The 12,428-nt window shown below is 69.6% G+C and carries 9 protein-coding genes; 3 read left to right on the top strand and 6 right to left on the bottom strand.

All coding sequences use genetic code 11. The annotated features are described in order from the left end of the window. The first annotated feature begins 170 nt into the window (after window positions 1–170). A complete protein-coding gene (locus tag QFZ76_RS42250; RefSeq protein ID WP_307678624.1) occupies window positions 171–998 on the top strand; it encodes a 2OG-Fe(II) oxygenase in 828 nt (275 codons plus the stop codon). Here the strand turns inward: QFZ76_RS42250 and QFZ76_RS42245 are convergent. Together QFZ76_RS42245 and QFZ76_RS42240 are read right to left on the bottom strand one after the other, a co-directional pair. After that, window positions 995–1,960, bottom strand: coding sequence for a glycosyltransferase family 2 protein (locus QFZ76_RS42245; protein ID WP_307678623.1), 966 nt, complete (start codon window positions 1,958–1,960; stop codon window positions 995–997). The genes QFZ76_RS42250 and QFZ76_RS42245 overlap by 4 nt on opposite strands. After that, entirely contained in the window at window positions 1,957–3,021 is a 1,065-nt protein-coding gene (locus QFZ76_RS42240; RefSeq protein ID WP_307678622.1) for a glycosyltransferase, read from the bottom strand. Before QFZ76_RS42240 ends, QFZ76_RS42245 begins: the two co-directional genes overlap by 4 nt. 113 nt (window positions 3,022–3,134) lie before the next feature. On the opposite strand from QFZ76_RS42240, the gene QFZ76_RS42235 reads away from it, so the two are divergent. Both QFZ76_RS42235 and QFZ76_RS42230 read left to right on the top strand, forming a co-directional pair. Further along, a complete protein-coding gene (locus QFZ76_RS42235) occupies window positions 3,135–4,565 on the top strand; it encodes a polysaccharide biosynthesis tyrosine autokinase (RefSeq protein WP_307678621.1) in 1,431 nt (476 codons plus the stop codon). A gap of 7 nt (window positions 4,566–4,572) precedes the next feature. After that, window positions 4,573–5,979: an O-antigen ligase family protein gene (locus tag QFZ76_RS42230; RefSeq protein ID WP_307678620.1), complete on the top strand. Its 1,407-nt coding sequence runs from the start codon at window positions 4,573–4,575 to the stop codon at window positions 5,977–5,979. Here QFZ76_RS42230 and QFZ76_RS42225 read toward each other — a convergent pair. Genes QFZ76_RS42225 through QFZ76_RS42210 form a run of 4 tightly spaced genes read right to left on the bottom strand, consistent with a single transcriptional unit; the run spans window position 5,864 to window position 12,404 of the window. After that, window positions 5,864–7,006 carry a hypothetical protein gene (locus QFZ76_RS42225; RefSeq protein WP_307678619.1) on the bottom strand — a complete coding sequence of 381 codons (1,143 nt, stop codon included), beginning with the start codon at window positions 7,004–7,006 and terminating at the stop codon, window positions 5,864–5,866. The two genes, QFZ76_RS42230 and QFZ76_RS42225, sit on opposite strands and share 116 nt — an antisense overlap. Window positions 7,007–7,021: 15 nt before the next feature. Beyond that, window positions 7,022–8,605: a lipopolysaccharide biosynthesis protein gene (locus QFZ76_RS42220; protein WP_307678618.1), complete on the bottom strand. Its 1,584-nt coding sequence runs from the start codon at window positions 8,603–8,605 to the stop codon at window positions 7,022–7,024. Window positions 8,606–8,613: 8 nt separating this feature from the next. Further along, window positions 8,614–9,651: an LCP family protein gene (locus QFZ76_RS42215; protein ID WP_307678617.1), complete on the bottom strand. Its 1,038-nt coding sequence runs from the start codon at window positions 9,649–9,651 to the stop codon at window positions 8,614–8,616. After that, a complete protein-coding gene (locus QFZ76_RS42210; RefSeq protein ID WP_307678616.1) occupies window positions 9,651–12,404 on the bottom strand; it encodes a DegT/DnrJ/EryC1/StrS family aminotransferase in 2,754 nt (917 codons plus the stop codon). The genes QFZ76_RS42215 and QFZ76_RS42210 overlap by 1 nt, the downstream gene beginning before the upstream one ends. Window positions 12,405–12,428: the final 24 nt, after the last annotated feature.

Here is a 12,428-nt window from a genome sequence, read left to right as displayed (position 1 = left end):
CGATCCAGAGGCTTGCAGATACCGTATATTTACATTGTAAACACAATATGCCGCCGATCGTGAGGGCAATGTCGAACGCACTCCGGCACCGCGGCCCCGGTGGCGGGTCAGCAGCGCGCGACGTAGGTTCGAAAGGACGGTGATCTTCCTGCTGACCGTGAGGATGAGCAATGTTCGAGCCGTACTATTTCTCGAGCGACTCCTTGTCAGCCCTCGCCGCCTCGCATCGTGAGCGGTTCCGTACCGCCGAGCCGTTTCCACACGTCGTTCTGGACGACTTCCTGCCCGAAGGGGTTCTGGACCGCGTGGTGGCAGAGTTCCCCGATCCTGGCGAGGTCCCCTGGAACCAGTTCGACAGGGCGACGTCGAAGAAGCTGGCGAGCGAAGGGGACGAACTCTTCGGGGAGTTCACCCGGCATCTGATGGCGCAGTTCAACTCCTCGGCGTTCCTCCGCTTCCTCGAAGAGCTGACTGACATCGACGGCCTCGTCCCAGACCCGTACTTCGAAGGCGGCGGCCTCCATCAGATCGAGCACGGCGGGTTCCTGAAAGTACACGCGGACTTCAACTGGCACAAAAGACTGCGCCTTGATCGCCGCCTGAACGCCATTCTCTATCTGAACCGGGACTGGGAGGAGTCCTACGGCGGAGCACTGGAGTTGTGGGATCGGAACATGACACACGCAGTCAAGAACCTTCTTCCCGCGTTCAACCGCTTTGTTGTCTTCGCGACCACGGATTTCGCCTATCACGGGCATCCGGAACCGCTGACATGTCCGCCCGACCGGACCCGGCGCTCGCTCGCGCTCTACTACTACACGAACGGCCGCCCGGCAGAAGAACGCAGTTCTGCGCACAGCACCCTGTACCAGAGGCGACCCGGAGAACGCGGGGGCCGCACCCGCAGGGCGGTGGAGCGCATGACTCCGCCGGTCCTGCTGGACGCCGCGAGACACGCCAGGCGACGAGCGCGCTCCGCCAGCCGTGTTGATCGCTAGTCGTACTGACACTGCTGGGGGCTGCCGCATAGCCAGCGCAGGAACTGCCAGTAGACGGGCACCGTGGCCCGCAGTTCCACCCACCGCCCCCGCAGCGCCGCCGCCGCCAGCCGCACGGCCGGTTCCAGGAACAGGGTCAGTGCCATCAGCGTCCACGCCCGAGGCCTCGTCCAGTGGCGGAAGGCATACGTGCTGCGGCTGCGCAGCAGCAGGTAGTGCCGCCAGGGCCCCAATTGCGAGGAACTCACCTGTCCGGCGTGACGGACCCGTACCTGCTCCATGTAATAGGAGAGCCAACCGGCGCGGCGCGCACGCAGGGCGAAGTCGACGTCTTCGAGATACAGGAAGTAGCGCTCATCGAAGCCGTCCAACTCGGTGAACAGTTGTCGGCGTACCAGGAAGAACGCTCCGATGACCTGGTCCACGGGGCCCGACCCGGTCAAGTCCTGTGGCCGGATGTGATGTGAGGGGAAGAAGGCGGGCGCTACGCGGTCGAGCCCGGTCATCTTGCCGAGATAGACACGCAGGGTGGGAAATCTCGAGCACGAGACCTGCCGATTCCCGTACTCGTCGAGCATGAGCCCTCCGAAGATCCCGATGTTCTCCGCAGGGGGTGTCAGCAGGAACGGGCCGAGGGCCTCCAGGGTGTCGGGGTAGAGCTCCGTGTCCGGGTTGAGGAAGAGCAGCAGGTCGCTGTCGCCGCACGCGGCGCCCTGGTTGCAGGCGGCGGCGAAGCCGCGGTTGCGGGAGTTGCACACCACCTCGAGCGGGATGTCGGCCGTGTCCAGCCCGTGGAGGGAGGAGTCGGTGGAGGCGTTGTCCACGACGACGATGCGCGCCACCCGAAGCTGCGACCGATCGGCCCGGACGATGGAGCGCAGGCACTCCCCCAGGTGCCGACCGGCGTTCCAGTTCACGACCACGACGTCGGCGGCCGGGACGGTCCGCGGTGCCGTAGTCATCGGGACACCGGTCCCAGTTCCAGGGCCCCCGTCCACCGGGACAGCCACGCGTCGTACGAGTACCGCCGGGCAGTGATCTCCCGGGCAGCGCGTCCGAGCCGCTCCCGGGTGGCGGCAGCGTCCTCGATCAGGCCGAGGATCGCACTCGTCCACTCGTCCTGGGTGCGCACCGCCGGCATGCCGAACTGGGACAGCAGGTCGGCGTTGACGCCCAGCGGTTCTGCCACGGCGGGCAGCCCGGCGGCGGCGTACTGGAGGAGTTTGTAACCGCACTTGCCGAGGCTGTAGGCGGTCACCGGCAGCGGCATCAGTCCGATGTCCATGGTGGCCAGTGCCGTCCGCTGGGTCTCGGGGCTCCAGGCGACCCGGTCGATGAACGACTCCAGGCCGCCGAGGGACGGGGTGGTGGTGCCGACGAGCGTCAGCCGCGCGCCGGTGCGCCGGTGCACCTCCGTGAGCGCCGTGCCGATCAGCCGGAGGTACGCCTCGTTGTGCGGCGAGCCGATCCAGCCGAGCCGTGGCGGGTCGCACAGCGCGTACGAGGTCTTGGGCTCGTAGTCCTCCAGGGCCACGCAGCTCGGGATCACCACGACGTCGTGATGGTACTGAGAGGCCCAGTCCGCCAGTACAGCGTTGCCCGCGATGACCCGGTCCGCGTGGCGCACGGCCACGTGCACCTTGCCCGCCTTGGGCGCCAGTCTGCGGACGAGACCACCCTCGCCCAGGTCCCACTGCAGAGCGTCGTCGAAGTCGTACACGGCGAATTCTGCACTCCGCAGCAGCCGCCGCTCCCACCAGCCGCGGCTGAGCGGGGAGGCCTCCCGGTGCAGCAGCAGCCGTCCGGGGCGGGCACCGGCGATGGCGCCCAGTCTCAGTTCCGCGCGGGCCAGGGACACCGGGTGACGCACGAGTCGGCCGGCGGAGGCGTCGGACAGCGACAGATAGCTGCCCACGGTGAACTCCGCGCCGATGCGGTCCAGCCACCCGAACACGCGGACCCGGGAGCTTCCGGCTCCCCGGCCGTAGGGCGTGACCACACAGCGATCCAGATGATGAGCCATATTCCATGTCCACCTGTATGCTGATACCGTACGTTTACAACGTAAATTCATATTGCGCCCTCGGTCGGATGACGTCAAGAGCACCCGGACCAGCCCGGACGAAGGGAAGCCCCATGGATTTCCACGACCTGATGACCGCGGTGCGCCGCCGGTGGCAGTTCGTCGTCGTGTGCGTACTGCTCGGACTGGCAGGGGCCGCAGCCGCGACCGCCCTGATGCCGCGCACCTACACGGCGACGGCCCAGCTGTTCGTCAGCACCCGCGACGAGGCCAGCGCCGACGCCTATCAGGGAAGTCTGTTCACGCAGCAGCGGGTCAAGTCCTACACACACATCGTGACCACCCCGGCGGTCCTCGACGGGGTCATCTCCCGTCTCGGCCTGCATACGACGCCCGGACACCTCTCGGAGAAGATCAGCGCCCATGCACCGCTCGACACCACGCTGGTCGACATCCGGGTGACCGATGGGTCGGCCACCCGGGCCCAGGCGATTGCTGACGAGACCGCGCGTCAGTTCACGACGTACATCTCGACCGTCGAAGGCTCACCGACCGCGGCGTCACCGCTCGTCAAGGCCGACGTGGTCGGAGGATCCCAGCCGCCGTCAACGCCGACCAGCCCACGCCCGGCGGTGAACACGGCCATCGGCCTGTTCGCCGGAGTCGTCCTGGGTGTCGGAGGCGCGCTCCTGCGGCACTCCCTGGACACCACCCTTCGCTCGTCGGACGACATCGGCGCCCACCTGGGCCTGACCACGCTGGGTGTCGTTCCCCCGCCCGTCCGGCGCCACCCGCCCAACGGGCCGCGGGCCGGCACCTCGCGGCGGGAGGAGGCGCTGAGTCAGCTGCGCACCCGTCTCGGGTTCGCCGCCGGTGACGGCATCCCCGGCTCGTTGCTGATCACCAGTGCTCTGCGCGCCGAGGGCAGAACCCGTACCGCGGTCGATCTGGCAACCGCCGTCGCCCGCACCGGCAGGCGGGTGATTCTCCTGGAGGCCGATCTGCGCCGGCCGCGCCTGACGGCGGAACTGGGCCTACGCGGCACCCCCGGACTCACCGGTGTCCTCAGGGGCGGTACACCGCTCTACACCGCCCTGGAGAGCTGGGAGGACGGGCGGATACGCGTGCTGCCGAGCGGTCCCGTCCCGGCGGATCCGAACACACTCCTGTCCGGACCGGACATGGTGCAGCTGATGCGCGCCCTGGAGGCCGACGCGGATCTCGTGGTCGTGGACAGTCCGCCACTGCTGTCGTTCGCCGACGGTGCAACGCTCGCCGCCGCCGCGGAGGGCGTGCTGTTCGTGGCCCGGACCGCCAAGACCCACCGCGAGGACGCGCTCCGCGCCCTGGACACCCTCTCGGCGGTCCGCGCGCGAGTGCTCGGTGCCGTCCTCACCGGGACGCGCCCCAAAGGGCTCGCGCACTGGAAGCAGCCCCGGGACTCGGAGCCCCCGGACGGCGTCCTGCCGGTCGACGGGCCCGCGTCCTCGCCGGTAAAGGCCAGGGCCGCCGCACCCGGCCGGCAGCACGAACAGGCGGGGTGAGTACCGGATGACGCAGGATCCGAACCGCATGACGCTGATCATCGGCATCATGGCCCTGCTGTCGCTGGTCCCCGCGACGTTGGCGCTGCGGCGCGCCCGCACCTTCAGGGACTGGAACCTCACCTCGACCATGGTCTTCCTGATCGGTGTGCTGGCCAATGTGCCGACGACCGCGTACGTGCTCCATACGGGCAGTCGGGTGCGGATCGACGCGTTGCGCGAAGTAGAGATCGGGTTCCCACAGTGGGTGAACCAGATCGGAACAGTCACCAACGGCGTCCTGCTCGCGGGCTGCGTCCTCTTCCTTCTGTACCGGCTGCTGATCGCCCGGGCACGGATCAACGCCCTGCCGCTCCTCGCCGCCGCGATAGCCGTGCTGTTCGCCCTCTCCGACGGTCTGCACGGACAGCAGCTCCTCGTACCGCGACAGCTCGTCCTGCTGGCGGCATTGCTCGCCGCGGCCGTCGCCCGCCCGGGCCGTTCGGCGTTCCTGGGCGCGGCGGGCGTCGTCCTGTTGTTCACTGTCCTGGGTGGGATCGAGGCGCTCGTCGAGCCGACCACCGTCCTGCGGGAGTGCCGCACCGACAACCCGTGCGGCATGCTGGGGGTCCACTACGCGGGCGTCTTCACCAACGAGAACATCTTCGCCCTGCTGCTGGTCCTCGGCCTTCCCTTCCTCTGGTTGGGGCTGCGCGGACGCATACGAATCGTTCTCGTGTTCTACGTGGCCTTCCTGGCCGTCGCCACCGGCAGTGTGCTGGCCGATGTCACCGCTGTCGCGACCGTGGCCTTGTTGATGCTGCTCCGCCCGAAACTCCCCGACGAGGCGGCCGTGGACAGGGCACGCAGCTCGCCCGGGCGCGTCCTGCTGACCGTGCCGGTCCTGATTGCGGCAGGCGTCATCGGCCTCGCCACACCGTTCCACCACGCGAACGCCGAGCGTCTCGCGGACCGCGCCGCCATCTGGGACATGGCCAGGGACGAACTGAGCGCGTCACCGCTCGTCGGATTCGGTGGCAAGGCGTGGTCCGCCAAATATCAGATCGGTGAGATTCCCGCCGCCGTCTCGCCGTCCCTTCACAACCAGTGGATCGACGTGCTGTACGGGGGCGGGATCATCGGCCTCGCCCTCTTCCTGCTGCTCCTGATGCACATACTGGTCAAAGGCGGTGTCCGGGGCTTCCCGGCCGCCGCGAGCGTGCTGCTGCCGGTGCTGCTCGCCTCGGTTCTGGAGCGCCCCTGGTCGTTCGGCATCAGCAACTCGTTGACCTTCGCGCTCGTCGCCGCCGTACTCGTGCCTACGGCCGTTCCTCGAGCAGCATCTCCAGCGGCTGGAGGGTCCGGTTCCAGTCCAGCCGTCGTGCCTGCTCGTGCGCCTCGTCGGCGGCCCGTTCCCACCGCGCCCCGTCGCTGAGGTGGTCAATGATCGACGCGAACGACTCCTCGGTGTAGGGCACAGATCCGCGCAGCAGGTCGAGGTGGCGCCGCCAGTGGGGCACGAGAACGGGAAGACCGTACGCCAGGTAATGCAGGTGCTTGGCCGAGAAGCCTTCCCGGCGGAGCAGATCACGGGTGCAGGTGATGAGTCCGAACTGGTACTGCCGCAGGACTTCGGACGAGGCGTAGCCACGATAGTTGAGTCCCAGCGCCGGATCGGGCGGCGGTCCTCCGTAGACATCGACGTGCGGGTATCGCCGACTGAGCCTGGCCAGCAGCCCGAGGTCGATGAACTGCGAGCTGAGCGAACCGAGATAGGCCACACGCGGCGGATCGGCGAACCTGGCCCGCTCCGCCGACGGGGTGCATCCCCAGTTGAGCTGGACGTAGTTGCGTCCGCTCAGCCCGTAGTGCTCCCTGGCGTACCGTCCGTAGGACTCCCAGGAGAACGACAGGTGGTCCATCTCCTCCAGGAAGCGCGTCTCCCAGCGGCGGAACCTCCGATGCTGACGGTCCGTGAGCCGGTGTTCGTGGAACACCTCGTCGGCCCAGGGGTTGGGGCAGTCGTAGAAGGTCCGTGCCGAGGTACCGGTCGTCAGGACCCCGGCGTCGTAGGGCGTCTCGCAGATGACGAGGTCGTACTCGTCGAGGTCCAGTTCGTCCGCGAGGATGCGGCGCCTGAGACGGTGATCGGCCAGCAACACGTAGTACGACACATGACGTCGCCCGAAGGTCCACCGGCGGGTGAGGACCTTGGAGGCGACGTCGTTCACGTAGAGCGTGAGCCGTGCGGGCCGCGCGGAGCCCGGCAGCAGCCGGCCCAGAGACCCCGGCTCGCTGGAGGCCCTGGCCAGACAGCTGGTGTCCACCAGGCGCACGTCATGGCCGCGTTCCCGCAGGAAGCGCTCGATGGCCAGAGGTTTGACGCTGTTGGCGTAGCCGTCCAGCTGGGCCACGATGAGAATGCGCCTGGCACGGGAAGCCGGTGTGCTGACGGAGTCCATGGAGCCTCCTCCTTCTCACGCCTCTTCGTCACGGACAGTCCTTCGCGTAGCGGTGGCCGCGAGGTGCGGCAGGAGCAGGGCCGCGGCGGTGGCCAGGCCGACGAGCACGGGCAGGACCGCCAGCAGCAACGGCAGCGCCCCATGCCACCCCACCCGCAGGACCAGCAGGTTTCCCAGGACGGCCACGCTCGCGGCTGCCGCGGTCGCGAGCAGCCAGCGCCTCGGCAGCCGCCGCTCGCGCAGGCCCGCCAGCCGCCGGCACAGGACCACGAAGTACGTGGAGCCGGCCATGAGGCCGACGGAGGTGGCCAGGACCACACCGACGACGCCGAACAGCAGGGCCAGCGGAACGGTGAGGACGAGGTTGACCACCGTCGAGCACCAGGAGTAGCGGGTCTCGTACCCGGGCCGGCCGATCGCCCGCACGAAACAGGTCCGCGTGCCGGTGAACGCCACCTGTACCGAGTACCCCGCCATCAGGATGGCGGCGACGGCTCCACTGAGGCCCAGCCCGGGGCCGAGCCAGACCTGGACCGTGAGACCCACCGCGGCCGTCGTCACCACCCCGTAGGTGAGGACGGCGGGCAACCAGCGGGGCTGCAGCAGGTGGAACTCCCGCACGGCACCCGGAAGTCCGCGCGCGGCATAGACGTGCGTCATGCGGGTGAGCATCGGCGGAAAGGCGTACAGCGGCAGGCTGCGCAGGGCGTTCGCGACCTGGTAGCCGGCGGCGTAGATGCCGACGTAACGCACCGGCAGCAGCACGGCGACCACCAGGGCGTCGATCTCGCCGTTGAGGAAGACCGTGAAGCCGGACAGTTGCATGCGTACGGCATAGCTCCAGAAGTCGCGGCGCTCACTGCGTGGAGGGAGCAGCGGCCGCCGGATGCGGATGTGCCGCGCGCCCGCGCACAGGCCGCCAACCGTCACGAGCAGATACCTCCCGGCCGCCAGCACCGCGAGCAGCGGCAGGTCCGCTCCGCGGTCGATCAGTGCGATCACGGCGGCCCCGTACACCAGACAGGATCCGCCGCTGACCCCCGCCAGAGCGCGGAAGCGGCCGTTGGCCTGCAGAAGCGCGACGGACGAGTTCGAGGCCAGGGCGAGGGTGAGTAGGGCTCCGAGGGCGAGCAGCAGCTGTCCGGCCTCGCCCTGCAGCCGGGGCGGTACGCCCGCGGCGGCGGTGATCGCGGGCGTGACCAGCAGACACAGGCCGGTGACCGCTGCGCCCAGTGCGACGAAGAGGACGAGCGCGCCGCTCACGAGCCGTCCGGTGCCCTCCCGGTCGCCGCGCGCGGCGTGGTAGGCGTGGAAGCGGGCCAGTGACGCACCGACGCCACCATCCAGCACGGTGAGAGTGGCGAGGAAGACCAGCACCAGCGACCAGACACCGAAGCGGTCGAGGCCCAGATGGCGGATGAGGTAGGGCGTGAGCACCAGGTTGGTGAGCAGTGGTGCCACCTGGGCCAGTGCGCTGAAGCCCACGGCGGGCAGCAGGGTCCGATCGGACGGAGGCGTTGTGGCCCGGTCGGAGTTGCGGGGGGCTGAGGGCGGGGCATCCACGGCGAAGGCTCGGCCGACCGGGTTCCGGAAGCGCATCGGGTGCCTCACTTCCCGGTGCCGGGCGGATGTCCCGTCTCGGCCGCCCGCCACGTCTCCCGCAGTTTCTGTCGGTCCAGGATCAGGGCGTACTGCCCCTTGATCATCTCCGAGCGAACGATCGGCGCGGTGGAGAAGGAGGCGTCGGATGCGGCCAGGTTACGTAGGCCGAGGGCGAGGTTGCGCAGGTCGCCGTTGGACATGCGGTCGTCCATGCTCACGGTGCGGGTGATCGCGTCCAGCATGCGATCGGTGCCGCGCGGATCGGTGAGTTTGCCCCCGCCGCGCACCTCGCCGACCAGGCTGCGCAGGAATTGTTGCTGGTGTTTGATGCGGTCCAGCTCGCCGCCGGGGAGGCCGTGGCGTTGCCGCACGTACGCCAGCGCGTCCTCACCGTTCATGACGTGGGTGCCGGCCGTGAGGTGCCGATGCTGCTCAGGGTCGTAGGAGTCCTCATGGACGGTGACGGCTACACCGCCGACGGAGTCGGTGAGGGCCCTGAAGCCGTGCCAGTCGATGATGCCGAAGTGGTCGACACGGGTCCCGGTGAGCTGCTCCACCGTCTGGACGAGGAGGGACGGACCGCCCCAGGAGAACGCGGCGTTGATCTTGGCGGAACCGTGGCCCGGAATCGGCACCCAGCTGTCCCGCGGTATGGACACCGTGGACGCCGAGCCCTCGTCGGCACTGAGATGCACCAGCATCAGCGTGTCGCTGCGCTGTGCCCCGTACGTCCACAGCTGCGCGGCGGCGTCGGTGCCGGTCGTCGGTTTTTTGGAGCGGCTGTCGACGCCGGCCAGCAGGAAGGTCGTACCGCCGTCGTACCCCTCGGGCTTGGGCGGGCGGGGGCCTGTGGGGAAGGCATCGGGGATGCGGGTGACCTGGTCGCCGTAGTGGTTGGTGGCCCACCAGGCGCCGCCGAGGCCCAGGCCCAGCAGTGCGAGTACGCCGACGAGGGCGATCGCCAGCGCGCGGCGCAGAAAGCGGCGCGGGGACCGGACGCTCTGCCTGGGCGCCCAATCCGGCCACTGACGGGGCGCGGACATCAGAAGTCGTCCGGGTAAGGGACGGCCATGTCGGCGTGTGGCTGTTGGGTCGGCTGTGACGCGGGGAATCCGGGGAGGAGTTCGGCGAGTACGCGGCGCGTCTCGTCGGTGTCGTTGCGCTCCGTCGCGGTATACAGGGCGGGGAGGTTCTGGGCGAGGGCGGCCGGGCGTTCATGCCGGGCGGTGGACGTCGCGGCGAGGATACGCGGGTGGGCGGTACGCGCGTGCAGCTCGTGGGCGGCGAACAGCGTCTCGTTGAGTTTCTCGCCCGGCCGCAGGCCGGTGAAGCGGATGTCCACGTCGGGGACGTGCACGGAGCGGGCGAATTTGCGGACAAGGTCCACGATCCGCACGGGGACGCTCATGTCCAGGACGAACACCTCACCGCCGCGGGCCATGCGCGCCGCCTCCAGGACCAGGCCGACGGCCTCCTCCACGGTCATGAAGAACCGGGTCGCCTCGGGGTGGGTGACGGTCACCGGGGATCCCGTGCCGATCTGCTGCGCCACGACCGACAGCAGCGAACCCCGGCTGCCCAGCACGTTGCCGAAGCGGACGGCCGCGAACACGGTGCCGGGCGGGGCGTCCTGCTGGCCGCTTTGCACAATGAGCTCGGCCAGCCGCTTCGTCGCGCCGAGCACCGACACCGGATCGGCCGCCTTGTCGGTGGAGATCAGTACGAAGCGTGCGGTTCCGGCCGCCGCGGCCGCGCGCACCAGGTTCTCGGTGCCTCGGACGTTCGACTTCACGCCTTCGCAGGGGTGCAGCTCAAGGAGTGGGAGGTGCTTGTGCGCGGCGGCGTGGAAGACCACCTCCGGGCGCAGTTCGCGGAAGATCTGGTCGATGCGGGGGCGGTCCCGGATGTCCGAGATCACCACGTCGTCGGCGCGCAGGGCATCGCCGTAGAGCTCCAGTTGGAGCCGGTGCAGGTTCGACTCGTCGTGGTCGAGCAGGAAGAGGCGGCTCGGGCCGAAAGCCCGCACCTGGTGGCACAGTTCGCTGCCAATCGAACCGCCGGCACCGGTCACCAGCACTCGCCGCCCGGCGATCGTCGAGCCCGCGTCAGGGCTCACCACGTGCATCTCGGCGCGGCCGATCAGCTCGTGCACGTCCAGCGACCGCATGTCGCTGCCCATCACGTCGCGGCGGAGCGCCGCGATGAACGACGGCAGGTAGCGCACGCTCATCCCTGCGGCGCCGGCGGCCCGCGCCACCTGGCTGAAGCGCTCCGGGCCAAGACCGGGGATCGCGACGACCACCACCTCGATCCGGTGGGTCAGCGCTGCCGTCCGGGTGTCGTCCAGCCCTCCCAGCACGGGCAGGTCGCCGATGACACCGGCCCGGCGTTTGGCCGGATCGTCGTCGAGGAAGCCGACGGGCTCGAGCCCAAACTGCGGGGTGTGCGCCAGATCCCGGGCGAGTGCCTCTCCGGCCTCCCCAGCGCCAATCACCAGGGTGCGCAGTCCGGCCGACGGTAGCGTCTCCGCCGGGTGGGCAGCGGCCGCGGGAGCCAGCCGGGTCAGCTCCGCACAGACGCGGTCGACAGCCCGCTCGGTCAGGCCCGGGTAGAGGGGCAGCGACAGCAACTGCGGGAACAGGGCGTCGGCGCCGGGCAGGCCGCCCGGCGGAGTGATCGCAGCGTGCTGGAGGTACGGCATGTGGTGCAGGGGGATGAAATGCACGGAGGTGCCGATGCCGCGCTCCGCCAGGCGGTCGATCAGCTGGTCCCGGCCCGTCCCGTACTCGTCCAGCACGCGCACCACATAAAGATGGTGGGCGTGCCGGCCCGGGGTGGCGGACTGAAGCGGCTGGAGTCCTGGTACGGTCGCCAGCGCTGCCTCGTACCGTGCGGCCAGGGCCCGCCGCCGCCGCTGCCAGTCGTCGAGCCGGTCCAGCTGGGCCCGCCCGATGGCTGCCTGTACGTCCGTCATGTTGGCCTTCAGGCCCGCCTCCTCGACGGTGTACCGCCAGCTGCCTCCCGGCAGGGCCCGTCGCCATGCGTCGGCGGACATGCCGTGGAGTCGAGTCCGCCGGATTCGCTCGGCGAGCTCCGGGTCGTCTGTGGTGACCATGCCGCCCTCGCCGATGGGCAGGTTCTTGGTGGCGTAGAAGCTGAAGCAGGTCGCCCGCGACAGGCCGCCAACAGGCCGGTCGCCCACCGACGTGCCCAGAGCATGGGCGGCGTCCTCGACGACATGGGTGAGGGGCAGCCGCGCGGCTTCCGCGAGGTCGGCGACGGGCGCCGGGGCCCCCCCGTAGTGCAGGACCATCATCGCCTGAGGGCATCCGCACACCCGGGCCGCCTGGGCCACGGTAGCTGGCGTCGGCATCGCGGTGCGCGGGTCGACGTCGACCAGCACGGGCCGCAGTCCGGCGTGCAGAACGGCCTGGGCAGCGCCGCAGAAGGTGACGGCCGGGACCAGGACAGTCCCGCCGGCCGGCAGGCGCAGAGCTCGTAGCGCCAGTTCGAGCGCCGCAGTGCACGAACTCACCGCAACGGCGTGTGCGGCCGATACGTACGCCGCGAACTCGTTCTCGAACAGCTCGGTCTCATGGCCGGTGGTGACCCAGCCGGAAGCGAGCACCCGCTGTGCCGCTCGCCGGGCCTGCGGACTGATCGAGGTCAGAGCGAACGGCACATCCGGCTCCGCCGGCTTCTCGGCGGCGCGGGCACCGGCGAAGGACACGCCGTTCGCGGCGGTCCAGGCCGGTTCGACCGACTCCTGCCGGGGCCTCAGCCGATGGACTGTCATTTCATGCTCCCCACTCCTGCGCTC

Source organism: Streptomyces sp. V4I2, from assembly GCF_030817655.1.
GTDB lineage: Bacteria > Actinomycetota > Actinomycetes > Streptomycetales > Streptomycetaceae > Streptomyces > Streptomyces plumbiresistens.
Note: the sequence above shows the minus strand (reverse complement) of the source record. Positions and strands in the feature narration are given on the sequence as shown.

What these genes read in the sequence shown, in the direction of transcription:
- QFZ76_RS42240 (WP_307678622.1), bottom strand. Translation starts at nt 3,021, where the DNA reads ATGGCTCATCATCTGGATCGCTGTGTGGTCACGCCCTACGGCCGGGGA.
- QFZ76_RS42225 (WP_307678619.1), bottom strand. Translation starts at nt 7,006, where the DNA reads ATGGACTCCGTCAGCACACCGGCTTCCCGTGCCAGGCGCATTCTCATC.
- QFZ76_RS42215 (WP_307678617.1), bottom strand. Translation starts at nt 9,651, where the DNA reads ATGTCCGCGCCCCGTCAGTGGCCGGATTGGGCGCCCAGGCAGAGCGTC.
- QFZ76_RS42250 (WP_307678624.1), top strand. Translation starts at nt 171, where the DNA reads ATGTTCGAGCCGTACTATTTCTCGAGCGACTCCTTGTCAGCCCTCGCC.
- QFZ76_RS42210 (WP_307678616.1), bottom strand. Translation starts at nt 12,404, where the DNA reads ATGACAGTCCATCGGCTGAGGCCCCGGCAGGAGTCGGTCGAACCGGCC.
- QFZ76_RS42245 (WP_307678623.1), bottom strand. Translation starts at nt 1,960, where the DNA reads ATGACTACGGCACCGCGGACCGTCCCGGCCGCCGACGTCGTGGTCGTG.
- QFZ76_RS42220 (WP_307678618.1), bottom strand. Translation starts at nt 8,605, where the DNA reads ATGCGCTTCCGGAACCCGGTCGGCCGAGCCTTCGCCGTGGATGCCCCG.
- QFZ76_RS42230 (WP_307678620.1), top strand. Translation starts at nt 4,573, where the DNA reads ATGACGCAGGATCCGAACCGCATGACGCTGATCATCGGCATCATGGCC.
- QFZ76_RS42235 (WP_307678621.1), top strand. Translation starts at nt 3,135, where the DNA reads ATGGATTTCCACGACCTGATGACCGCGGTGCGCCGCCGGTGGCAGTTC.